Annotated in this window: 22 protein-coding genes and 1 rRNA gene; 8 read left to right on the top strand and 15 right to left on the bottom strand. The window is 43.1% G+C overall.

The features are described from left to right. The 8 genes from C4S61_RS03675 to C4S61_RS03640 form a co-directional block, all read right to left on the bottom strand. Window positions 1–84 (bottom strand): 16S ribosomal RNA (locus tag C4S61_RS03675); the annotation flags it as partial. Window positions 85–591: 507 nt separating this feature from the next. Next, window positions 592–1188, bottom strand: a complete 597-nt coding sequence (locus C4S61_RS03670; RefSeq protein WP_103923436.1) for a 3-keto-disaccharide hydrolase — start codon at window positions 1186–1188, stop codon at window positions 592–594. Further along, a complete protein-coding gene (locus C4S61_RS03665; protein ID WP_103923435.1) occupies window positions 1185–1946 on the bottom strand; it encodes a 3-keto-disaccharide hydrolase in 762 nt (253 codons plus the stop codon). The genes C4S61_RS03670 and C4S61_RS03665 overlap by 4 nt, the downstream gene beginning before the upstream one ends. A 4-nt stretch (window positions 1947–1950) precedes the next feature. After that, the gene (locus C4S61_RS03660; protein ID WP_103923434.1) at window positions 1951–3303 is read right to left on the bottom strand and encodes a Gfo/Idh/MocA family protein; all 1353 of its coding nucleotides are present in this window, start codon (window positions 3301–3303) and stop codon (window positions 1951–1953) included. Window positions 3304–3418: 115 nt separating this feature from the next. Next, window positions 3419–4177 carry an ABC transporter substrate-binding protein gene (locus C4S61_RS03655; RefSeq protein WP_103923433.1) on the bottom strand — a complete coding sequence of 253 codons (759 nt, stop codon included), beginning with the start codon at window positions 4175–4177 and terminating at the stop codon, window positions 3419–3421. A 62-nt stretch (window positions 4178–4239) separates the two neighbouring features. Further along, entirely contained in the window at window positions 4240–5316 is a 1077-nt protein-coding gene (locus C4S61_RS03650; protein ID WP_103923432.1) for a M20/M25/M40 family metallo-hydrolase, read from the bottom strand. Between the two features lie 169 nt (window positions 5317–5485). After that, the gene (locus tag C4S61_RS22245) at window positions 5486–5731 is read right to left on the bottom strand and encodes a four helix bundle protein (RefSeq protein WP_235009782.1); all 246 of its coding nucleotides are present in this window, start codon (window positions 5729–5731) and stop codon (window positions 5486–5488) included. Between the two features lie 54 nt (window positions 5732–5785). Further along, window positions 5786–7369, bottom strand: coding sequence for an acyl-CoA carboxylase subunit beta (locus tag C4S61_RS03640; RefSeq protein WP_103923431.1), 1584 nt, complete (start codon window positions 7367–7369; stop codon window positions 5786–5788). Window positions 7370–7541: 172 nt separating this feature from the next. Between C4S61_RS03640 and C4S61_RS03635 the strand changes: the two genes are divergently transcribed. The 8 genes from C4S61_RS03635 (at window position 7542) to C4S61_RS03600 (ending at window position 14841) form a co-directional block, all read left to right on the top strand. Next, a complete protein-coding gene (locus C4S61_RS03635; protein ID WP_103923430.1) occupies window positions 7542–8483 on the top strand; it encodes a Ppx/GppA phosphatase family protein in 942 nt (313 codons plus the stop codon). 352 nt (window positions 8484–8835) lie between these two features. Then, window positions 8836–9909, top strand: a complete 1074-nt coding sequence (locus C4S61_RS03630; RefSeq protein ID WP_103923429.1) for an Ldh family oxidoreductase — start codon at window positions 8836–8838, stop codon at window positions 9907–9909. A gap of 3 nt (window positions 9910–9912) precedes the next feature. Further along, window positions 9913–10506, top strand: coding sequence for a hypothetical protein (locus C4S61_RS03625; protein WP_103923428.1), 594 nt, complete (start codon window positions 9913–9915; stop codon window positions 10504–10506). Window positions 10507–10560: 54 nt separating this feature from the next. Next, window positions 10561–10776 carry a hypothetical protein gene (locus C4S61_RS03620; protein WP_103923427.1) on the top strand — a complete coding sequence of 72 codons (216 nt, stop codon included), beginning with the start codon at window positions 10561–10563 and terminating at the stop codon, window positions 10774–10776. Beyond that, complete coding sequence (locus C4S61_RS03615) at window positions 10776–11234, top strand: DUF6036 family nucleotidyltransferase (protein WP_103923426.1); 459 nt, start codon at window positions 10776–10778, stop codon at window positions 11232–11234. The genes C4S61_RS03620 and C4S61_RS03615 overlap by 1 nt, the downstream gene beginning before the upstream one ends. A 164-nt stretch (window positions 11235–11398) precedes the next feature. Beyond that, window positions 11399–12766, top strand: a complete 1368-nt coding sequence (locus tag C4S61_RS03610; RefSeq protein WP_103923425.1) for a Gfo/Idh/MocA family protein — start codon at window positions 11399–11401, stop codon at window positions 12764–12766. A gap of 131 nt (window positions 12767–12897) precedes the next feature. After that, a complete protein-coding gene (locus C4S61_RS03605) occupies window positions 12898–14055 on the top strand; it encodes an ATP-binding protein (RefSeq protein ID WP_103923424.1) in 1158 nt (385 codons plus the stop codon). An 84-nt stretch (window positions 14056–14139) separates the two neighbouring features. Beyond that, window positions 14140–14841 (top strand): hypothetical protein, encoded by a 702-nt coding sequence (locus C4S61_RS03600; protein ID WP_103923423.1) that lies wholly within the window; start codon window positions 14140–14142, stop codon window positions 14839–14841. On the opposite strand, the gene C4S61_RS03595 is transcribed toward C4S61_RS03600, so the two are convergent. From C4S61_RS03595 to C4S61_RS03565, 7 genes are all read right to left on the bottom strand, one after another. Continuing rightward, window positions 14838–15152: a hypothetical protein gene (locus tag C4S61_RS03595; protein ID WP_103923422.1), complete on the bottom strand. Its 315-nt coding sequence runs from the start codon at window positions 15150–15152 to the stop codon at window positions 14838–14840. The genes C4S61_RS03600 and C4S61_RS03595 overlap by 4 nt on opposite strands. A gap of 48 nt (window positions 15153–15200) precedes the next feature. After that, entirely contained in the window at window positions 15201–16349 is a 1149-nt protein-coding gene (locus tag C4S61_RS03590; RefSeq protein ID WP_103923421.1) for a glycoside hydrolase family 5 protein, read from the bottom strand. 131 nt (window positions 16350–16480) lie between these two features. Continuing rightward, window positions 16481–19588: an efflux RND transporter permease subunit gene (locus C4S61_RS03585; protein ID WP_103923420.1), complete on the bottom strand. Its 3108-nt coding sequence runs from the start codon at window positions 19586–19588 to the stop codon at window positions 16481–16483. Beyond that, window positions 19585–22629 (bottom strand): efflux RND transporter permease subunit, encoded by a 3045-nt coding sequence (locus C4S61_RS03580; protein ID WP_103923419.1) that lies wholly within the window; start codon window positions 22627–22629, stop codon window positions 19585–19587. The genes C4S61_RS03585 and C4S61_RS03580 overlap by 4 nt, the downstream gene beginning before the upstream one ends. Window positions 22630–22632: 3 nt before the next feature. Further along, window positions 22633–23706, bottom strand: coding sequence for an efflux RND transporter periplasmic adaptor subunit (locus tag C4S61_RS03575; RefSeq protein WP_103923418.1), 1074 nt, complete (start codon window positions 23704–23706; stop codon window positions 22633–22635). Window positions 23707–24063: 357 nt separating this feature from the next. Next, window positions 24064–24465, bottom strand: a complete 402-nt coding sequence (locus C4S61_RS03570; RefSeq protein ID WP_103923417.1) for a hypothetical protein — start codon at window positions 24463–24465, stop codon at window positions 24064–24066. Window positions 24466–24477: 12 nt separating this feature from the next. Beyond that, window positions 24478–24900, bottom strand: a complete 423-nt coding sequence (locus tag C4S61_RS03565; protein ID WP_103923416.1) for a hypothetical protein — start codon at window positions 24898–24900, stop codon at window positions 24478–24480.

The following is a 24900-nucleotide window of genomic DNA, read 5'->3' as shown; positions in this document are numbered from 1 at the left end:
TTACTCCTCGACTTGCCGCTCGACTTGCATGTATTAGGCCTGCCGCTAGCGTTCATCCTGAGCCAGGATCAAACTCTCCATTGTAATTTATCTTTATTTCAAATCATTGACCGCCTAAGCAAGCCAACAATCTCCCGCCTCTGCTCTCAGGCTTATTCTTTCTCTCTTACAACATTTCAAAGAACTTCTCCCCAAACTCATTCAGGGTCTGTCAATCAACCCGCTTTCAAGCGGATTTTTTGTGAAGCTTAACTCCCTTCTCTCCCGCCCCTTCCGAACGGGAATGCAAAGGTAAGCAACTTTTTTACTTTTTCAACAATGAGAAGAAAATTAATTTGGAAATTTTTATGTCCAACTTCCTCTTTTTTGCCCTCCCCTCAAGCTCAATCCCCTACTCTTTCCTCCCGATTACCCGTCCATCTGACGCGATTGGGAGTGCAAATATCCCCCTTTTTTCTCCCAACACAATACCTCATCCAATAAAAATTTATCATCAACGCTAAGTCACTGGAAATGATCAGGAAAAATTTAAAACAAAACAGCGCTAGGTCTTGAGATCCCAGAGCTGTAGAATTATGTGTTAAAGAAACTTTAAAGTTTCTTTAACACAATTTTTCTCCAATAGACTTTAATCCCTCCACCATCATGGATTTGGAGTAGTACGCCTCCCTTACCTTCACCGATTTTAGCATCAGAAAAATTCACCATTTCAACACCGTTCAGGTAAGAGGTTACATTGTCACCTTTAACCACAATCTTCATTTTATTCCAGTCTCCAAATTTCAGAGCTTTATCCTTTTCAGGTTCGGGTTTTATCAACCAGCCACGTCCATAGGATTCATAGATCCCTCCAGTATCGCTGCCAGGAGGCGCAACTTCTACTTGCCATCCAGAAACCTTAGTACCCTCTACAGTAGAGCGTATAAAAACTCCACTATTCCCATTAGCTTCCTGTTTGAACTCAAGTTTAATTTCAAAATCATCAAAATCCTCTTCTGTCCCGAGATAACCATATCCCTTGTCCGGCCCGCTCTCTGATATCAACAGACCATCTTCAACATACCACTTCTCAGTTCCATAAATCACCCAGCCTGAGAGATCTTTACCATTAAATAATTTTTTCTTCTTTTGAGCAAACGAGGTATGGGCTACTAAAAGCATAAGCCCAATAATTAATATCTTTTTCATAGCGGTCGAATTTTAATATTTTTAAACCAAACTGGATCACCATGATCCTGCAAAGCAATTAATCCTTTTTTAGCAATCTTGTAATCTGGAAAGTCATTCCACTTCCCAGAATTCCTTCTGGTATACCAATCTTCGGAGTAAGGAACGAATTCAACCGTTTTTTTACCATTTAACCAATAACTCGATCCTGCTTCTGAGAAAATGATTTTGGAAGTATTCCATTCCCCGGCTGGCTTTACGACACCTTCGTAATCCGGCACATACATCGCATAATCTCCTGCCAATGACTGCCAATCCTCTAAAGGCTGGGCAAAACCAAGTTGATCAATCACCTGATATTCCGGACCGGTATAATAAGGAGCCTTATAATTTGGTCCCTCAACCACGTGATAGAACACCCCACTATTTCCTCCCGGTGAGATCTTCCAAGTGAACTCCAACTCGAATTCCTCAAATTCCATCGGCCCAAATACAATGTCTCCTCCAAAATCCTCTCCTCCAGTAGCTCCAAGTCCCTTCATTGCACCATCTTCGATGATCCAATTAGGCGGAGTAGAATCACCATTGAAAGCCCTCCATCCTTCCATTGAAGTACCATCAAAAAGCAGGAACCATCCCTGTGCCTTTTCTTCATCTGAAAGTGAATTATCCGGAATCACCACCTCCTCTGCCACTTCAGCGGTTTCGGAAGTTTCTTTTGGGCCGCAAGCCCATACCAGGGAAAGTAATGCAATCCCTACTAGATAACTTTTCTTCATAGTTTTATATCAATTTCATATTTACTGGATCCCACTTAATGAATTTATCCTGAAAGTAGCTGTCGTTACATAATAATGCGGGAGCAGCTGCCCGGAAACCAAAGATAGGATCTTCCACGACAGTACCACCTGTTCTTATGGCATTAAACCAATTACCAAAATGATCGTAATGGGCGCCCTTCCACGACCGCTCTGCTGCATAGGATGTTTCTCTTGGAGGAAGAATTTTAGCTCTTTCTTCTTGGCCAGTTGCAGCCCTGAGTTTTGCCTGCTCCTTCATAAACGGATCCTCGCTCTCTGCATTGTTATTCAACTTCACCACAACCTCTTCCCATTTGACATCCATTGATCCTTTGGTACCAACTATTCTCAAATAAGTGGTACCGCTAGTTCCATCCACGAAATTACAACGAAGTGAAAGGTTAAATCCTGGGTGCTCCGGAGTCTCTGGGTAGTCAAAAGTACCCAACAAAACATCAGGTACTTCTCTCCCATCTTTCCAATACCTCAATCCACCCATTGAAGAAACCTTGTTTGGTCCCTTGGAATTGGTAATGAAATGCAAGCTGGAAAAAAGGTGTACAAAGAGGTCCCCAGACATGCCTGTACCATAGTCAAGGTAATTTCTCCATCGGAAAAACCGCAATGGATCCCAGTCTCTTGCAGTGGTATTTGATATGTACCGCTTCCAATCCACCGTTTTTTCATTGCCATCTGCCGGAACATTGTATTGCCATGCACCTTCCGGAGAATGTCTCGCCCAGAAACCCTCAGCATATACCAAATCACCAATAACACCCGCTGCAAGTAATTCTTTGGCTTTTTCATTTCCCAAAGAAGAAAGTCCCTGGGAGCCAACTACCATCACTTTCCCGGATTTTTTCCATGCCTCAATTACTTCAGCTCCTTCCTCTACGGAATGAACCATCGGCTTTTCGCAGTAGACATGCTTTCCTGCATTAAGAGCATCGATTGAAATCTGCTTGTGCCAAGAATCGGGAGTTCCGATAATTACAGCATCTACATCGGCTCTCTTGAGGATCTCTTTATGATCTTTAGTTGTAAAAAGATGGTCTCCCCACTTTTGTTTTGCCGAAGCAAGTCTGCCGTCATACAAGTCACAAACTGCAACTAAGGATACATTGGCATGTTTCAAAGCAATATTCGTGTCTTCAGTTCCCATAATACCAGCACCAATCAAGGCCAGTCTGATCGGTTGATCAGCTGAAATCCCTTCAGTTCTACTGAGGTATTCTTGATTGATGATATTAGCTTCTGCCAAAATGGACGGAGCTAAAGCCGCTGCGCCGGTTGACAGACCTAGCTTTTTCAGAAAGCTCCTTCGGTTATTTTTCATTTAAATGAAATAGGTTTAATGTTAATGCCGAAAAGTTAATTGAATTTTTTAAAAAAGTACCGGCAAGAAAGTATAATTTTTACAAATGGAAATCGGCAGCCTTGCCATGCTTCGACTATAATCTTTTGAAATAATCTGCTGCATATAAAAGTCTACTCCCATACCAAGAAAACATCTCTCCATCCACTAACTGGACTTTTGTATTTGGGAGAATGCTTTGTAATGCCTTAATGTGTTTTTCCTTAAAAGGAAAAGGCTCTGAACTCAAGAGCAAATAATCAGGCGACAAGTCAATAAGTTCTTCTTCCATTAATTCCGGGTATCGACTATTCTCAATCAAGTTTTCGAAACCAGCCGAGGAAAGCATGGTATCAATAAATGTGTCCTTGCCAGCTGCCATCTTTGGATTTTCCCAAATCAAATACACGCAACTTCCTTTCTTGGCTAGCGGCTGAGAAAAAGTGTACTCAATCTCAGAAATAACCCTAGTGGCCTTTTTCTCAGTTCCTGTAATTTTCCCGAGATCAATAATCATCCGAAGGGAATCTTTCAAATCAAAAATGTCACTCATCCAAACCGGATATTTTGCGGCCAGTTTCTCAATCCCCTTTTGATCATTTTCTTCTTTGTTTCCGATAATCAAATCTGGCTTCAAGGAATCAATCACCTCAAAACGGTAGTTTTTGGTGCCTCCAACGATTGTTTTTGACTTTCTAAGATGCCCAGGATGTACACAAAACTTGGTCACTCCCACGATCTTTTCCTCCAAACCCAAATCCACCAACAACTCCGTCTGAGACGGAACCAGAGAAATGATTCGCTTTGGTAGATTTGGTAAAAAAATGCTGCGGTTAAGATGATCTGTGAATTCCATTCTGGTTAACTGTCGACGGTACACAGTCCACAGTTGTCGACCGTGGACTGCGGGCAGTTGGCTTATTTTATATATCTAAAATCAAAACTTGGATCAAAATCCACCAAAAACTCATACAACAACTTAATCACATGCTCGATGTCTTCTTTGCTAACAGTCTCGACAGTGGTATGCATGTACTTCAAAGGAAGGGAAATCAGAGCTGATGGCACGCCTTCATTGGAGTAAGCAAAAGCATCTGTATCTGTTCCGGTAACTCTAGAAGCAGCCGAGCGCTGAAAGGGAATTGATTTTTCTTTTGCTTTAGCAATTATCAAATCCAACAGTTTTTTATGAACCGAAGCTCCATAGGTTAAAACAGGTCCTTTACCGGCAGTTTGATCGCCACTTGTCACCTTACTGTAAAGCGGAGCTGTGGTGTCGTGACAGACATCCGTGATGATGGCTACGTTTGGTTTGATCCGGTGTGCAATCATCTCGGCACCTCGAAGCCCAATTTCCTCCTGCACCGCATTGACGATATACAAACCGAAAGGAAGTTTTATATCGGCTTCTTTGATTTTTCGAGCCACTTGCGCAATCATGTAGCCGCCGATTCGATTATCCAGCCCACGGCCTGACCAAAACTTCCCGTTCAACTCAATCAATTCATCCTTAAATGTGATGACGCAGCCAACATGGATTCCCATTTCCTCCACTTCTGCTTTGGAGCGCGCTCCTACATCGATGAAAATGTTGTCCAACGTAGGCGCATCTTCTTTTCCCTCTTTTCTCACATGGATAGCCGGCCAGCCAAACACGCCAGGAATAATCCCCTTGTCGGTGTGAATATTCACCCGCATGGAGGGTGCGATCATGTGATCAGATCCTCCATTTCGGCGGACATAGATATAGCCGTCGTCTTTGATGTAGTTGACAAACCAGCTGATTTCGTCGGCGTGGGCTTCGATTACTACTTTGTATTCGGCTTTGGGATTGATCACTCCGACAGCTGTTCCATAGTTATCGGTAAAATAAGTATCCACAAAAGGCCGGATGTAATCCAACCAAATTTGCTGGCCAGAAGCCTCGAAACCGGTTGGTGAGGCGTTGTTGAGGTAGGTGGTGAGGAAGTGGAGTGGGGTATTAGACTTATTCATTTAGTATCGTTAGTGAGTTATTGGTTATTATGTTATTGGTTTGAGGAGCCAGTTTTCGCTTTTTGTGGATAGCTAATGTATCCATTGAGTAGCCTTAAACAATCATCTTGTAATACTCTAAATTCATTTAATTCTGCATCATTGATATATTTTTCATCGAAAACAACGATCATATGGTCCAGAGTTCAGTGAGAGAACCTCTTGAAATTCTACAGAATTGAATATTTTCTTGGTAAAAGAACCGTCCATATCCTTCTGCTATATTATTAGTGATTGACCTTGAAGATTTTCGGATCTGAAGTGTAAGAGCAAATTTCTCTTCTGCTGGAAACTTTTTCACAACAGTTTGGACAAAAAGTCTGACATCTCTACCCTTTTTCCAAACTTCCAAATCCTCAAAAGTTCTAATATTCATTTTTAAGAAGGGTTATGCGTCAAATCACAAATAACTCAATAACCAATTCCCCTATTAAAGCGGAATATTCCCATGCTTCTTCCTAGGCAGCTTATCCACCTTGTTTTCCAGCATTTTGAAAGCTTTGATCAGTTTGGTTCGCGTATCTGATGGTAAAATCACTTCATCGATAAACCCACGGTGAGCAGCGCGGTATGGATTGGCAAATTTAGCAGTGTATTCATCGACTTTTTCCTGAAGCTTGGCTTCCGGATCGATGGCCTCGGCGATTTCTTTTTTGAAAATGATCTCTGCCGCACCCTTCGCCCCCATCACTGCAATTTCAGCAGTAGGCCAGGCATAATTCAGGTCTGCTCCGATATGCTTGGAGTTCATCACGTCATAGGCTCCACCGTAGGCCTTTCTGGTAATCACCGTGATTCTCGGAACAGTCGCTTCAGAAAATGCATAGAGCAATTTGGCTCCATTGGTAATGATTCCGTTCCACTCCTGATCGGTGCCCGGCAAAAAGCCCGGAACATCTACCAAAACCAGCAGCGGGACATTGAAACTATCGCAGAAACGCACAAACCGGGCTGCTTTGACCGAAGCATGATTGTCCAAAACTCCAGCCATAGACTGAGGCTGATTGCCCACAATGCCGATACTTCTTCCTGCAATTCTTGCAAAACCAACCACGATGTTGTCTGCATAGTTTTCATGAACTTCCAAAAAAGACTCTTCATCTACGATTCCCCGGACTACGTCTCGCATATCGTAAGGCTGATTGGGATTTTCCGGAATTAGGGAATCCAAAACTTTTCTAGATTCATCTTTCTTCAATTCATACGGATATACCGGAGCCTGATCTTCACAGTTTTGAGGGATATAACTCAGCAATCGTTTGATGTGGCGAATAGCTTCGAGTTCGTTGGCACAAGCAAAATGTGTCACACCCGACTTGGTACTGTGCGTAGAAGCACCACCGAGTTCTTCTGCAGTTACAGTTTCCTGAGTCACGGTTTTCACCACATTAGGGCCGGTGACAAACATATAAGAGGTGTTTTCCACCATCAAAATAAAATCGGTAATGGCTGGGGAATAAACTGCCCCTCCGGCGCATGGGCCCATAATGGCCGAAATTTGTGGAATCACTCCCGAGGCCACCGTATTTCTGTAAAAAATATCCGCATAACCGCCCAATGAATTTACGCCTTCCTGAATTCTAGCCCCGCCGGAGTCATTCAAGCCGATGACGGGAGCCCCATTTTTCATGGCCATATCCATGATTTTGCAGATTTTCTCAGCATGAGTTTCAGAAAGGGAGCCTCCAAAAACCGTAAAGTCCTGCGAAAACACATAAACCAAGCGCCCGTTCACTTCGCCATATCCAGTAATCACACCATCACCCAAATAATGCTCTTTATCCAGTCCAAAATCCTTGGACCGATGCATGACAAACTTGTCTATTTCTTCAAAAGTCCCCTCATCCAACAAAAGATCCACGCGTTCGCGGGCTGTCAATTTCCCTTTTTTATGCTGAGCTGCAATTCTCTCATCGCCTCCACCTTTCAGTGCTTCATGGTTTTTCTTTTGCAAAAGCTCCAGCTTTTCAGCGTTTCCGGGCAGGGTATAAATGGGTTTATTTAATTCTGACATATTTCAATTTTTTTTCCTAGCCAAATATAGCCCCTTGATTCGATTGAAGAATTGGAAGGCTTAAAAATCCGAAAATAAGGGATCGAAATAGCTTAACACGGTAGAACCGGATTCTTAACTTGAACATTTAAAAAACTTTCTATATTCGCGAATCCAAAATTTTGGCAGTAAAATGAGTACGGGAAAAGCAGCATTGATTGACATGGGAACCAATACATTTCATTTGTTATTGGTGGAAATCAATGAAGTAGGTTTTAAGACTCTTTACAAGGAAAAAATCGCAGTCAAACTCGGTAAAGGAGGAATCAGCCAAAACCAACTTGCTCCTGAAGCACAAAAAAGAGCCTTTCACACACTGAGACATTTTAAAAACCTGATCGATGGAGAACAGATTGATCAAATTTTTGCTTTTGCTACCAGCGCGGTACGAAATGCCGAAAACGGTGCTGAGTTTGTCGAAAAAGTCAGAAAAGACATTGGAATCCACATCAATGTCATATCAGGAGAGCAGGAAGCCCAACTCATCTATGAAGGCATAAATCTTTCAGGCTCGCTCAATGGACATACAAATTTGATGATGGACATTGGTGGTGGTTCGGTGGAATTTATCATAGGCACTTCGCAGGATGTTTTTTGGAAAAGAAGCTTTGAAATCGGAGGACAGCGACTTTTGGATGCCTTTCATTATCATGATCCGATTTTACCGGAGGAAGTAGAAAAGCTGGAAGCCTACTGTCTGGAAAAGCTTCAGCCCCTGATTGAGGCGATCCAGCTTTACAAACCAACGGGGTTGGTTGGTGCCTCTGGGACTTTTGACACGCTGACCGACATTTATTTTGAGTCGATGCTTCAGTGTAAGTTAACGGGGCAGCATGTATTCGAGCTTCCAACCGCTGACTTTGAGCGAATTTTTGAATTATTAAAGACAAAAAATCGATCTCAGCGATTACAAATCCCCGGAATGATCCCCATGCGGGTAGATATGATCGTAGTGGCGAGTTGTCTGATCGAATTTATCCTGCGCTATATGCCAGTTGAAGCGATTGTTTGCTCTCATTATTCTTTGAAAGAAGGAGCCGTCTCCAGATTGCTTGCCGGACAGGTGACGATTTAGTTTTTTTTGCCACTACGGCGGAAAGGCACTAAGAATTTAAAAGATTTCGGAATTCTTCCATTGATCACAGTCTAAATATCATCCCCTCGACTTCGCTCGGTGTCCGGAAGTTTATGTAATTAGAGGGTTGGAGGGGAAATTGCGACGCTGCCGCATTTTCCCCTCCAACCCTAAAAAAAATAATTATTCGGTGACCGAGCGAAGTCGAGGTCAACCAGTTCCACTAATTTACTGAAAAAAAGCAGGCATGAATGATCTAATTGAGATTCGCTTTTATTCCTGCTTTTCTAAAAATCAGCTGTGCATCTGAGGCCTAACGGCTTATCTTTGCACTCGCAAAAAATCAATCCCTATGCAAACTTTCTCCTACGAGCAACTCTACCAGTTCACTTTTGAAATGTTGACCAAAATCGGCTGTCCTGAGGCGGATGCCAAGATTGGCACGGAAGTTTTACTTTCAGCAGACCTTCGGGGAGTGGACAGTCATGGCGTTGCGCGACTTTCAGGCTATGTGAGATTATGGGAAAAAGGAAGAATCAATACCACTCCGAATATACATGTCAGCTATGAAACTGCGTCCACAGCGGTGATGGATGGAGACAGCGGTTTGGGGTTGGTCGTTGCCCCATTTGCGATGAAAGTGGCCATCGAAAAAGCTAAAAGTGTGGGTACCGGCTGGGTTTCGGTTAAAAATTCGAATCATTTCGGAATCGCGGGCTATCATGCAATGATGGCTTTGGAACACGACATGATCGGAATTTCCCTGACCAATGCCAGTCCACTTGTGGCACCGACATTTTCTAAAGAAAGGCTTTTGGGCACTAACCCAATTTCAGTAGCGATTCCGGCAAAAGACCAACCTCCATTCGTAGCTGACATGGCAACTACCACAGCTGCAAACGGAAAACTTGAAATCCTGCAACGTAAAGGGCTTGATACGCCGACCGGCTGGGTCCAAGACAAAGAAGGAAGTCCAACTACCTCTGCAAATGGGGTAAAAGACGGGGGAGCTTTACTTCCGCTTGGAGGAGACCGAGAGCACGGTTCGCACAAAGGCTACGCATTGGGTGCCATCGTGGACATTTTCTCAGCCGTACTCTCCGGCGCCAATTATGGCCCTTGGGTTCCGCCGTTTGTTGCGTTTTTGGATCCCTTGCCTAATTTGGTGGGCAAAGGAATCGGCCACTTTTTCGGCGCGATGCGGGTAGATGCCTTCCGTCCGGCAGATGAATTCAAGACTCACATGGATAATTGGATCACCCGGTTTCGATCTGCCACCCCTACTCCTGGCAATGAAAAAGTCCTAATCCCCGGAGATCCCGAGCGGGAATTGGAAGTGATTCGCAGAACCGAAGGAATTCCACTGCTAGATCCGGTGGTGAAGGATTTGACGCAGCTGGGAGAAAGGTTTGGGGTGAGGTTTTAAGGAATGAAAAAATCAAAATCACCTAACATCAAAGACGATAAAACTTTTATCTTCTTCGAACAACATGTCCCAAAAACTAAAGGAAATATTGTTTTGGATGGGCTTTTCTTCGGGTTGATCATTCTGTCATTTATTCTAGTTGTTTTTGCTATAAATATTTACAGGAACACTATCATCAACCCTACTGATCTTTTCGGTATTGTTTCGATTGGTTTTATAGTTACATTTCTAAGTTTCTGGATTTTCTTAGGAAAAAAGCTTTCGTTTATATCACTCATCTTTACCGGAGTGGTTGTAGGAGGAGGTCTATTCTATTTTTCATTTCTTTTATTAAACAAAACTTTTCCAAAAAGCATAACCAAGTCCATTACCTGCCCAATTAGGGATACAGGTGAACTCGCAAAAGGAAAGCGTAACAAATGCAATACTCCATATATAGTAGTTTTTATTCATGGAATTGAAAAACAATTAATGTTCCCTTGCGAACTCAGAGATACGGTACCTAATTCGGAAGTGGTTGTTTTGGAATATTTCGAAGGCTTTCTCGGATATTCATACATCACAAAAAAAGAGATAAGGCGAAGCAATCCTAGTTGAAGAATTCAAAAAATATTTCTTTTTTTCTACCTTAAGCTGTTTTCCATCCTTTAAATGTCTGAATCTCCTAAAAAATACCACCTAGACCGAACCGCTTTTCAGGCCAGAAATGCTTCAGAACAAGTAAACTACGGGAAGGAACATCAAAAACTCACCTGGCAGGAACGGCTTAGAATCCACCAATACCTCAATAGCATCGCCTACGGATATGACTTGGACAATCCTCCACGGATGGACAAGACTTTCTTTCAGATCAAAAAAAGAGAGTGATGGGAAATATTTTTCAAGAGGATTTTAGAGAATTCTTGAATGCTTTTAATGACCAAAAAGTTGATTACATCTTAGTTGGAGGCTTTTCAGTTATCATTCATGGGTATTCCAGAACTACAGGAGATATGGATATTTGGGTAAGGAAGACTAAAGAAAATTATTGGAAAATCACTCAAGCCTTCCTTCAATTCGGTATGCCCATTTTTGACATGAGTGAAGAAAATTTCCTCAATCATCCTGATTGGAACGTCTTTTCGTATGGAAGATCACCAGTAGCAATCGATATAATGACCGAAGTTAAAGGTTTAGATTTTGATCTAGCTTTTGAAAAATCTAAAATCTATGATGATGGTGGTTTGCACGTCAGAACTCTACATAAAAATGATTTGATTGCAGCTAAAAATGCATCAAAAAGATCGAAAGACCTAGACGACTTGGAAAATCTTGATAAGAATTAGGTAAATTCTCTAATGACTTTTTCACTTCTCAAATTAAAGCTAGAACCTTCCAACTTTTCAACCTTGATACTTTTCAACTATCCCCCTCCCATCCTATCCCGATTTGCATCTGTCCACCCTTTTTGTAAATTGTTGATCAACATTACCTCCTAATCCAAAAACCTATGAATCAATTGAATCGACGTGACTTTTTGAAAGGCTCATCTGCCATGATGACTTTGGCGAGTTTTGGCCTGTTTGGTATGGACTTCAAAGACCGGGAAGGCCCGCTCAAAGTTGCCCTTATCGGAACCGGCTGGTATGGTAAGTCGGATCTTTTCCGACTGATCCAAGTGGCCGACGTAGAAGTGGTCGCACTCTGCGATGTGGACAAAAACCTCCTCACAGCTGCCGGAGAACTTGTTTCCCAGCGTCAAAAATCAAAAAATATCCCTGAACTATTCGAAGATTATCGGGAGTTGCTCCAAAAGCATAAATGTGATCTCGTCCTGATCGGTTCGCCGGATCACTGGCATGCACTTCAGGCTATTGAGGCAATGAAGTCAGGGGCTCACGTGTATTTACAAAAGCCTATTTCAGTCGATGTGATTGAAGGGGAAGCCATCCTCGCAGCCGCCAGAAAATATAACCGAAAGTGCCAGATCGGCACACAGCGCAAAAGCACGCCGCACCTCATCGATGCCAAAAAACAGATCATCGATACGGGCAAACTCGGAAAAATCAGCCATGCTGAAGTCTGCTGCTACTTCCACATGCGCGCAAATGGAAATCCACCTGTCGAACCCGTACCGGATTTCCTGAATTATGAGCTCTGGACCGGACCGGCACCCATGAGGCCATACGATGGACTTCCGCATATCCGCTGGTGGAGAACCTTCATGGAATATGGCAATGGAATCACCGGTGACATGTGCGTCCACATGCTGGATACGGTTCGCTGGATGCTCAAGCTTGGCTGGCCGACACAGATTACCTCTACCGGAGGTATCTATGTGCAAAAAGAAGGGAAATCCAATATCTCTGATACTCAAACTGCCATCTTCGAATTCCCTGAACTTAGCGTCGTCTGGCAACATCGGACATGGGGCAATCCTGCAGATCCAGAATATCCCTGGGCCTTCAAGATTTACGGTGAAAAAGGTATGCTAGCCGGCAGCACCATGCAGGCAGACTACATTCCTTACGACAGTAAGGAAGAAAAAGTCCATTTCGATTGCTTCTTTGAGCGGGAAAAGTACCCGGAAGATCTGACCGAAGAGCGAATTGAACTCAACGCTGCTCCGGCGACCCGAATTCACATGCAAGACTGGCTTGAGTCGATTGACAAAGACACTTTGCCAATTGCAGATGTAGAAGATGGTCATATTTCAACTGCTTCCTGTATTCTCGCGAATATCTCCATGGATCTTGGAGGTCGACCGCTTCGCTATGACCCTAAAACCATGACCGTGATTGGTGACCCGGAAGCCACGGCCAAACTCCGCAGACCTTATCGAGCTCCTTACGTACATCCGGAACCGAAGAACGTTTGATTTAACTCTTCATTTTCAAAATTTGAAATCCCGTAAAAAAAAATCAATCATTTAGGATTTTTTATTGATTTTCAATACTTTATGATAATATCATCCCCGTAAATCTAAAATTTATTTTTAGATTTACGGGGATGATTAAGCGAAAAATAGAATCAGATTTCAATGAATCAATCAGGCAGTTTCCTGTCACAGGATTGATTGGGCCAAGACAAGTTGGGAAAACCACACTTGCCAAATCTTCCATTTATCTATCTGAGTCGATTTATTTGGACTTGGAAAAAATCTCCGATCTAAACAGGCTAAATGATCCTGAATTTTTTTTCGAAGAAAATCAGGACAAAACAATAATCTTGGATGAAATCCACCATTTGCCAAACCTATTTCAATTGATCAGGGCCATGGTAGATATACATAGGAAGCCAGGAAGATTTGTAATTCTTGGTTCAGCGTCACCTGCTCTCCTAAGACAAAGTGATGAAAGTTTGGCGGGAAGAATTTCCTATATCGAAATGATGCCGCTTTCTCTCTTAGAAATAGATCAAACTGAATCATGGGAAGATCTGTGGATTTTTGGAGGGTTTCCAGAAGTTTTTCTTTATTCCAATACAAAATCCAAGAGCAATTGGTATCGAAATTTTGTCTCAAGTTATATCCATCGTGATTTGCCTCAATATGGACTACCTGCCGATTCCAAAGTAACTCGCCAATTCCTAATGATGATTGCTTCATCAAACGGTGGAATTTTAAACTACTCAACCTATGCAAAATCCCTAGGTTTAAGTATCCCAACTGTTAAAACCTACCTTAGCTTCTTTGTAGAAGCATTTCTAATTCGAGAATTATATCCTTGGGCGGTCAATCCAAAAAAAAGGCTGATAAAAGCTCCCAAACTGTATTACAGAGATACAGGTATGTTGCATTATCTATTGGGCATATTCAATAGAGATTCTGTTTTCGGAAATTTAATTTTGGGTTCATCTTGGGAGTCATTTGTGATTGCACAAGTCTCCTCCGTACTCTTATCAGATGATGAAATGTATTATTATAGAACTCATGACGGCGCCGAAATCGACCTTCTGATCCGAAGAAATAACAGTTGGCTTGCCGCAGCAGAAATCAAATTCAGTTCGGCTCCAGTATTAACTAAAGGCACCTACATTGCTATGCAAGATCTCGACATCGAACTTCTCCATGTAATTGTACCCAAGAATGAAAATTACCCTCTAGCCAAAAATGTCCGGGTGATTGGTCTTCGTGGTTTTTTGGAGTTTTTGGACAGCACCAAGTAACAAAACAGTTTTCTTTAAATGCCGACCCAATTATCAGTAACCATTTCGGGGTAATTTCTCGTAAGAAAAGCTAACTCAACGCCTATGAAAAAGCTTTTTTTTGCTCTTATCTTTTTTTTAACAGGATTTTCTACCCACGCACAGTTTTTTCTAGCAGGTGGACATTTTAATGGAGGAATTGCCACAGGTCAACTCAAAGAAGAAACAGGAGGATTGTTTTTCCCAACGATATCAGGAATTCTACTTCACGAAGCCCGTAGCGCTCCGATTCAGTTTGGACTGGAATTGGGTTATGGGATCTACGGCTCTAAGCTTGAAAAACGCACCGACCTGTATGAGGGCTTTTCCGACGAACTCCGATTACGAAGAAATAACAACATCGCTACCGGAATGATCGTCATTCGGTATTTACCTTTCATTGACAGCAAAATCACACCTTTTCTGGAGGCAAAATTCGGAGCAAATTACCTCTACACACGCTATAAAATCCGGGAAAGCATCGCTTCCGATGAGGCAATCGAGTCGGGCAAAGACTTTGAAAACTGGACTTTAGCCCATGGATTCGGAGCGGGAGTTCAATTCCCCATTCCATCAAACCCTGACTTGGTGCTGGAGTTCAAAGCGAACTACCAAAGCAGCAATTCCATTCGGTTTTTAACCAAAGGTGATGCGTCATTTGATCCCTTACCGGGAGGAGGAGGTACCTTTGACTATGAAATCAGAAGTGCCCCACTTTCGAAACTCACCTTTTCTATTGGCCTCTTGGTCTACGGTGCGTTCAATTAATCTTTATCGCAAATCGAATCAATTCCTTCATAAAATAATTTTTTGATAAGACCTACATTTTCACTTGGATACAGCAATGGTTCATCTTCCGGATTAAAAACCAACCCTCGCTTTCGTTTGGGATGATTGATCAGCGTTTCTCCTTTGGGAACCAACTCATTGTTTTCTAATTGGAAAAAAAATAATTGATCTCCAATCCTTGGCAAAACTGCAATAACCTTACTTTTTGAACTAGCTGCTATAAAAGGATAAGCTGGTCCAACCCATTTACCTTCTTTTTTCGGTTGCCATGAATCGGAATAAAGATTCAACTTTTTGACTTTTTCTGAATTGACATCAACAAAAAATCAGTTTCTATTTCAAATCTGCGCCCTTAGCAACTCCAAATACTTCCGATCCAACTTTTCGCCGTACCAATCTTCATAATCCACATCCTTTCTCCCTGAGTTCATCACTCCAAATGCACCGGAAAATTCCCAGATTCCAAATCCAACTTCCATTTCTTTCAATACCTGAAGCACATCTCCAAACCAAGCCAAAAACACATCATGCGGCGTCTGATTGTAGCAACCGCATTCCCCACAGTGCACCCCAACTCCCCGATCGATCAGGTCTTTCCATGGCGCATAATATTGACGGATATTCTCAATATCGAGGGTACTCTCCCCCTGTTTCAGAGGCCAATCCACCGGAGGAACTGATGACGGATCTTTGTAAACCCAACTTGCTTTATGATGTGATATCGGAAAAGGATGATATCCTCTGCAGCTTTGGGACAAGTCCAAATAAGCCAATTCAGGCACAGCCATTCCCCCACCCCCATTCCCATCTGCAATGACCAAACGGGATTTTTTCACTGACTTGATTCGCTCCAAGGCAGCCTTTGCTACACGATGATAATCTACCACATCAACCGGTCCACCTGGGCTATGCTGGTCATTTGGATTCTCCCGCTGATAGGGTTCATTAACCAGATCAAAGCTGAGTTTCTTGGAAGAAATGCCCCGATACCGCTTCGCCCACATTTCCCAATGTGCACAAAACGCATCCAAGGCCTCTTGGTTTTTCCATAGGTTATAGGGCTCTTCAAAACCCGCATTGATGCAAAAACCCGGTGCGCGATGAAGATTCAGACTGACATGAAGTCCTTTTTTAATACTTTGCTCGACCAGTTGATCCACTTTTTCCAGCCTGCTTTCGTCAAAATTCAGCACTTCATCCGGCCGGATCGGTCGAGTTCGATCGATGTTCAAATAGCTTGGATAGGAGATTGGGATTCGGACAAAATCAAATCCCCAATCAGCAATCCAGTTGAGATAATCTGGCTTAGTCGGTCTGCCTTGATCCGGATTATGGGAGAAAAAATCCAGCAGATTGAAGCCCTTCCAGGCGGGAAGTTTGTTTTTCCTTTTGACTTCAGAAAAAGAAGAAAACGGCAACAAACTGGCTCCAGCGGTCGCCAAAGCCGTTTTCTTCATAAAATCCCGACGAGAATCAGAAAGGTTCATAGATACAATAGTTTGGGTTTGCGAATGAAAAAAACCAAGACACTACACATCGATTTAATAAAATCCGTGAAAATCTGTGACTTTTTCTGCGATAATCTGCGGGAAACTTTTTAAAATTTTACAGAAAAAGGTCAGACTTTCCTCTCTTTCTTCCACATCAGCACGGGCAATATCCAAAAAACGCCTACCATACTAAACACCAAACCCCCAATCGTTCCGATGGCAAGCGAAAACCAAAAGATCTCATTCTGTCCTTCAATCAGGAATGGAACCAAGCCGAAGCAAGTTGAAAGAACTGTCAGCAAAATCGGAATCGCTTTGCCAGCCACAGATTTAAGAATGTTTCGGTTATACACTCTGGAATTGCGATTGTTAAAATCATTCAGGATGAAAATCCCGGCATTCACTGCCAATCCACCAAGCATCACAAAAGCCGCATAGCCGCCCTGATCAAAGTAAAAGTCGAAGAGCGAAAAGATCAAAAACAAGCCAATAAAACTGATCGGAATCAGAAAGATGATGTAAAACGGTTGCTTAAAATTCTCGAACAGGATCGTGCAGATAAAGAAAATCCCAACGATCAACAGACCCAAAAGCCCGTATTCCCGCTTGGCTTTTTCAGAATTCCAGCTCCAGGTCTGCTTCTTGGCTTCGTAGCCAATCGGCATGATCACTTTCATTTCTTCCAAAACCTCATCGAGGTATTCGTTGCCAAACTTGGCCGAACCCATGTACTCAAAAGAAACCACCCGGATGTATTGCCGGTCCTCTTTGTGCAAGGCATTGGTGGTCGTTTCCAGATTCAGCGTTCCATAATCGGATATCTTCAAAATACGATCTTCCCCACTGATCAGTCCTTTTTGCTCCAGGTCAAACTTGCTGAAGCGCTCTGATTGTTGCTCCCGCAGAATCAAGCCGTAGTTTTGATCTGCCAATTCAAGGTAGCTTGAAGGCCCTTGAGGTTTGGACAAGTCCTGAAGGGTATTTAGCACTTCAAACTGATTAGTTTCGCCTAATGCAATTTGATTTTGGTCGAGGCGAAGCACATATTCCTGAGTTTTTTGTTCATTATAGCTCAATCGCTCATTGGTATTGACCTCCGGGATTCGCTTATGTTGCCGGAGTTTTTCTGCCAAAATCTCTGATTGTCGCTCCAGTTCGTCAAAGTTGTAGCCCTTCATTTCCACGCGGAAACTTGGAATTCCTTCTCCCCCACCACCGGTATAAAATCCCTGCCCCACGCCATAAATATTCCACTGTGCCCCACTCCAGTCGGTGGACTTTACGGATAGTTTCCCTTTCAACTGATAAGGCAAAGCACCTCGCTCGTATTCTTCCTTGAAGGTAATCACGATTTGGGCATACTGCCCCGAGGTAACATAGGTTACAAACTGATCGACTCCCTCCACGCCTTTTAGGTAAGATTCAAACTCCCGCATAATAAAGTCCATCTGATCCAGCGTATTGCCAAATGGAAGTCGGGCAGACACATACAAGCGGGTCTTTTCCGGTTCGCGGTAGGAGCTTTTCTCATACACTCCCCGGACAAACATCCGCAGCGAACCGCCCAGTGCTTTGTCTACATAAGGCCTGATTTCTTCCTGGTAAAAAGTATTTCCCACTGTCTTATTGTACCACTCCTGCCCTTCCCATTTGGCAGGGAGAAAAAAGATCGGCGTCCCGAAAAGCAATAAAACGCCAATCAAAAAGGTCTTTTTGTATTTCGCAGTGAAGGCAATTCCAGACTCATAGCGTCTCAGCCAGTGCACTCTTCTCCGAAGCTTTGGTAAGGTAAGTTTCCTGCCTTTTTGCACAGACTCTTTAAACAAGACTTCATAAAATGCCGGAGTAAAAAATAGCGCAACCAGCAAACTGACGCCCAGCATTACCGAAACTACAATCGAAAACTCAGTCAGACTTTTTCGGTCCTCTTCCGGCAAAAGCAACACCATCATCAAGGCAACCACGGTTGTCAACGAAGCTGCAAGCAATGCAACGAAGACTTTTCGGTTACGATACTTATGCAGGTGATCCATCATGATGATGGCATTGTCCACGATCAGTCCAAAGCTAATCGTCAAGCCGGCTATCGTAATCATGTGGATATCTACTTTCAAAAAATAGAGCACCATCGCCGTTAAACTCAGATTGACCACAATACCTAAAAAGAGAATGCTGAGGTATTTCCAGTTGCGATTGATCAGGAAAATGAAGGTGATCAGAATCAAAATAGACAAGGCCGAGCGCTGATAGATTTTATTCAGCTCCTTTTCAAGAAACTCGGTGTCATCGTTTTCGAGTCGGACTTCAAATCCCTGCGGAAGATTTGCTTTTGCAGATTCGATGGCTGCTTTTAGAGTTTTTGCCAGCAACACCTTATTCACTCCATCCCGATTGATGGCCGTCAACGTCACAGAGTTGTTTCCGTTGATCCGGTAGTAATTGGTCGCCTCGCCCTCTTCCATCGTCACCTGAGCAATATCCCGAAGGCGCACTTCCATACCCCCGACTTGACGGATGTTAAGATTTTCGAGTTGATCGAGGGAATTCAGTTTTCGATCCAGCGTCACAAAAAGCGTTTGGTCTTGATTGTTATACACCGTCCCCGGAAACTTTTGTCCAAAAGCCTGATTGATCTCAGTATTGAGCATGTTGCGGGAAATGCCAAAGGACTGCATCTTCTGCGCATCAAACGTCACAAACACCTGCAAGTCATTTGCTCCCCGGATCTGTACTTCCTCTACTTCAGCAAATTGAGTCAAGGCAGGCTTAAGCACATCTTCTGCGATCTTTTTGATTTCAAAAGAGGCAAATGGTCCATTGACACTGTAAGTTAGAATTGGAGTTTTGAAGTCATCCCGAGCTTGGGCTGATTGGGTCACAATCGGATAGCTGAGTCGCTCATCCAATTGAGGATAGATCTGCCGGATCAAGGCCAAAACCTCAAACTTCTTCAACTCCATGTCAGACTTCTTGTCAAACGTGAGTGTGATCGACCCCCGGTCGTAATTAGAGACAGACTTGATCTTCTTGAGTTCGGAAAGTTGTGAAAATGCACCCTCAAGCGGCGAGGTAGCCAGTTTCTCGATGATTTCAGGCGAAGATCGGGGTATCCCATAGCCGATGGTAAGGACAGGCTCCCGCTCCCGTGGATTCAGATCCACCGAAAGCAAAGGAACCACGGCAAAGCCCAAAATCCCCAAAACCACAAATGCGATCAGTACCCGAAATGGTGTCATAGCTTCTCCTTTTTCCCTACCACCGTATCAAAAAACCAATACATCAACGGCACAAAATACAAGGCCGTCACTGTCCCGATCGTCAATCCTCCAATGACAGCAAAAACTAAAGGACGCTGTAAATCGGCGCCGAGTCCCGAGCTGAATATGATCGGAATCAACGCCAAAATCGTCGTGATCGAAGTCATCAGGATAGGTTTGAGTCGGATCTTTCCTGCTTCACGAATCGCCTTTTCCAAAAGCAATCCTCCAGTAATCCTTTCATTTTCAGCAAACTCAATTTTCAGCTGATTGATCGTATCGATCTTGAGAATCGCATCATTCACCATGATCCCCAGCATGACCACCAGACCGATAGCCGACATGACATTGAGTGTAGCTCCGCAAATCAAAAGCACCAAAAATGCTCCGCCAATCCCCAATGGCAAGGTAAAGACTACAATCAGCGGCTGCACAAAACTCTCAAATTGCGCTGCCAAAATGAAGTATAACAGCAAGACGGAGATTCCCAAAATCCCGATCAATTGAATGATGTTTTCCTGATCACGAAAATATTGCCCTTTGGTCTCCACCGCCAGATTTTTGTCAGCACCCCATTGGATAAAATCTTCTAGCTGTCCATGTGGATTTTCGGAAGTCACCAAGGCACTTTGGAAAATTCCCCCACGGTCTGCCGTCACATATTTATACTGATCCGCATAGCGGTAGTCTACAAATTCCCTGAGCAAATACGACGTACTGTCAGAAGCATACACCCTAGTCGTTCGTAACAAATCTTCAAATCGATCCTGATTCTCCTGAAGTCGGATCGGGGTAATCTCTCCAAATCGACGAATATCCGTAATCGTGAATACACCAAAAAGTCTGGAAAGTTGATCCTGAACATTCTGGACAGGAATCTGATACAAGGCGAGTTTATCAGCCAAAAGGGTAAATACTACCGAGGATTCTTGCTGCAAGCCAGGCCCAGGCTCCCAGTTTTCGGTAGGAAAATCATCCAACCAAGGCTTCATCTTGGCAGCTTCGATTGGCTTTTTGGCTTTCAGATCTTTCCAGCGCACCTCGTAATAGGGCATGTTGGAGCTGAAGAGCTGATCAAAGGCATTGGGCGCATCGCCAAGGACAAACGTCGTCAGTGGATATTCTTCCTCGATTCTCTTTCGCAGCAGCTCGAGTTGGGTTTCCTTTTCAATTTCCGAGGGGAAAAGCAAATACAACAGCGACTTCTGAATGGAATTATCTCCGTCAAAAAGTAAGAATTGCCGAACCCCAATATCGGCTTCTGCCTGCGTGTAATCTTTGATTTCCTGAATAAGCCCAACCAATCGATCTCGGTTTTGACCTGCAGAAATCGGCTCATTCCAGTCGATTTCGAGGGTAGCATCGGGTTTTTCGATTTCGGGCAATCCTTCCGTTTCGAGTAAAATACTCAAGCCTAATCCCAAGGGAATGATCATGAAAAATCCCAAAAGTGCCAGTTTCTTTCTGGCAAAAACCCAGTGAAATCCCTTTTCATAAACATTCAAAACCTTCAGAAAGGCCTTGGGCTCCCCTTTGAGCGAATCCCGTTTTCCCACCCGGAAAATCAACCAATACAAAAGCGGAAGCAAGACAAAAGCCACCAACAGCGAAACTGATAGAATCGCCGCCACTGCCACCGCCTGATCATAAAACAAAGCTCCGGAGATTCCGCTCAGGAAAACCAGCGGAACAAAAACCGCCAAAGTCGTCAGCACCGAACTGATCAACGCACCCATCACTTCATTGGATCCCTGCACGCAAGCTTCAAAAAGTGGGATTCCGGCTTCCCGCTTGCGCGTGATATTGTCCAGGACGATAATGGCATTGTCTATTAGCATCCCGATCCCTAACGCAAGGCCCGAGAGGGAAATGATATTGATCGAGATATCAAAAAAGTAGAAAATCAAGAAACTGATCAGCAGAGAAGACGGCAAGCTGATGCCCATGATGAGCGGAATCCGATAGTCTTTGATGAAAAGGAAAAGTATGCCAAAGGCGAAAATCCCTCCAAATAGCAAACTGGTCTGAAGGTTGGAAATAGCAGCATTCAGCAAACTGCTTTGATCTTGGGTAATCTCGAAGTCTACCTGCGGATAGTCCACACGAAACAATTCAAGTGACTTTTTGAGCTCGGGAATCAGCTCATTCATCTTGGCCGAGGCCTGCTTGTGGACAGTGATCACCAAGCCTTCATTCATCCCAAAGAGGTGATAGCCCAGCATTTCCTGGGTTTCGTATTTAGCTGTCGCTACCCTACCCAAAGGTACAATGGCTCCATTTGGGGAGCGAACTGGCAGCGACTCGATATCGCGCGGAGTGTCGACACGCGTTGCAAGTCGAAGGTAGTACCGGAATTGTCCGTCTTTCACACTGATCCCCGGCAACTCGGCATTTCCGGATTTGATCGCCTCAATGAGTTCTTGCTGACTCATGCCAAGCGCGGCGAGGGCAGCATCATTGGGTTGAACCGAAATGATGCGCTCTCGCTTCCCGTTGATATCGACCAAAGAGACGCCGGGAAGCTGCTCGATTCGCTTTTTGAGGACATTTTCTGCCAAAAGACTGACTTCGACCTGATCCACATCTGCTTTGGGAATCACTTGCACCCGAGCCACGGGAATATCAGAGGTATTGATTCGGATGACTTCAGGTCTGGGAAGATCATTGGGAAGAGAATTGGTCAGGCGGTCGATCTTTTCATTCACATCGATATAGGCCAGTTCCATTTTGGTTCCGTAGTCGAAAGTCAGGCGGACAGTTCCGATTTCCGAACCCGCTTTGCTTTCCATTTCCTCCAAACCATTGAGTGTAATGAGTCCCTCACGGATCTGCTGCAGGACGTTTTGTTCGATGGATTCGGGGGAAGCGTTGGGATAGGTGACTTTGACCACAATCTGCGGCACATCGATAGGCGGTAAAAGCGAGATCGGCAACAACCGAAACACAATCACCGAAAACACCATCAAAGCCAAAAAAGACATGATCACCGCAATCGGCCGCTCAAGCAAAAATCGAATCATGGCTTATTCTTTTACAAGTTTGACAGGAGCCTGATGCGCCAGCTGAAGGTTATTGGTGGTGATGACGGTACTGTTTTCGGGAATTCCTTCGAGAATTTCGATCTCCTGCCCATTGTCTTTGCCCACTTCCACGTAGTTCCATTTGGATTCCTTTCCGTTTTCAACTGTGAAAACAACGGCTCTACCGGATCGATAGACCACAGCATCTTTGGGCACTACCAAGCTGTTACTCTGCGGAGCACGGATGATTGCGCGGGCGTTCATACCGGGAAGAAGATTTTTGACAGAATTTAAAGTGATTGATACCTGTACCAAGCCATTTTCATCCACTTTGGGATTGATGGCAGTGACCCGCCCTTCGATTGCATTTTGAGAATCGGAGATGGGATAGACTTCTGCGCGCTGGTTGGATGAGATGAGCGGAATGTCAGATTCCAACACATTCACACGAAGTAAGAGACGATCAGTGGAAAGTATCTCTGCAAACTCTGCATTCTTGGTGACTAGACTTCCTTCACGAAATTTGATGTTGGCGATTTTGCCGGAGACAGGAGCACGAACTTCACAGCGGGAGAGGTTTAGTTGGGCTTCTTTCAATTCTACTTCGGCAAGCGAAAGGCCACTGTTGACCAGGATACGGTTTTGAACTGTTTTGGAAATTGCACTGTCCTTGGATTCCAAGGCCAGATGAAACTGTGTCTTTAGCACTTCCAGTTCGGATTGGGCTTTGACTACGGCTATTTTGGCCTTTTCCAAGGCAAACTCCGCTTCCCGTCGGTCCAGTGTGGCGATGAGCTGTCCCTTTTGGACATACTGACCTTCGAGCACTGACACCTTCTCTAGGTATCCCTCCCGCTCTACGAGTGCTTTCACTTCGCTTTGCGCCTCCAGCTTACCGATGGCATTGATCAGGTAATCAAAGCTTTTGCGCTCGGCGGTAGCTGTGCGGACTTCGGTGGCAGCCACTTCATTGCGGAAGGACTCGGAGGAAATTTCCTGAGATTTATCCTCTGCCTTGGTGCAGGAGAAAAGCAAAAGAGCAAGAATTCCTAATCGAACAGTAGAAAAAACAGTCATTGGTTTATGATTTCAAAGTATAGGAACTAAGATATAAGAAAAATTTAAGTTCAAAAAATATCATAAATAAAAAAGACCTAGTAAACATTATCACATGCAAATGAGAACTAGCTCTAAAACTTCACCTATTGCTCTGGGCAAGCATACGCACAATTCAAAGCAGGACCAATACATACTACAATTGGACCTATTGAATCAAGCGTTCCGCTTTTCCAACAACTTGCTTGGGTCTTACTAGGTGTAGCTATAAAAAAACTACAAGTTAAAAGTAAGACAAACGAGAATTTTGCAATCTTCAACATAACATTTTAAATTTAAGTGAAACATAGAACAATTTAATTATAAAATCACAAATATTCAATCATTCAGTAATCTTCCTGCCATAAGAAATTTACCATTATTGTCAATTTTCAAAATATATGGCGAAGTTTTAAAGTTTAAGATCGAACCAACAGCCAAAAACAGATCTTTATCATTTAAATAATAAATATTACCTTTTTGGACCAACCTTTCAAACTTAATAAGATTATCTCCTAAATTTCCATAAACTAAAACAAAATTATTTGTTTTAGATTTAAGTGGCCCAGAAAGGTACTTTAGCAGAACATCAGTACAAAAATCACAATCATTAATTTCGAGCAAAAAAATATTGTTAGAATCATTTGCATCAATACCAATTTCCAATATTGTATTTTCAATAACCTTAACAGGATCTGAAAATAAAAACGAAAAATAAAATAAACTTATAAACGACATCATGATAAACAAAGTTTAGTACATCGAAATTGATAGAACATCCTTAATCTCACCATCTATTATCGGAATATAGTAACCGCCTTTATAATCATCAGTTATGGAAACTAAATGATCATAAAGAGATCTATCTGAAACAACACGAAAATTATCCTCATCCTTTAAATAATCATAAAAAACTGAATTCTTTAAAGTAGTTCTTGAACCATTAGAGATGTATATTAAAAGAAAATCACTATTTTTTATATCTTTTACAGCTTGCCTCATGGTATGAAAACAACTTTCACATGAACGTTCGTCATAAAAAAACAATTTTGACTTACCTTCTATAGAGACATTATTCTTACGTAACAACTTTTCAATTTCAAGGAATTCTTTTTTTTCAGAACAAGAAAGAAACAAGAATAATACAAATAAGAACCAATTAGCAACAAATCTCAC

Origin of the sequence: Algoriphagus boritolerans DSM 17298 = JCM 18970 (assembly GCF_900108085.1) — a bacterium.
GTDB classification, from domain to species: domain Bacteria; phylum Bacteroidota; class Bacteroidia; order Cytophagales; family Cyclobacteriaceae; genus Algoriphagus; species Algoriphagus boritolerans.
Note: the sequence above shows the minus strand (reverse complement) of the source record. Positions and strands in the feature narration are given on the sequence as shown.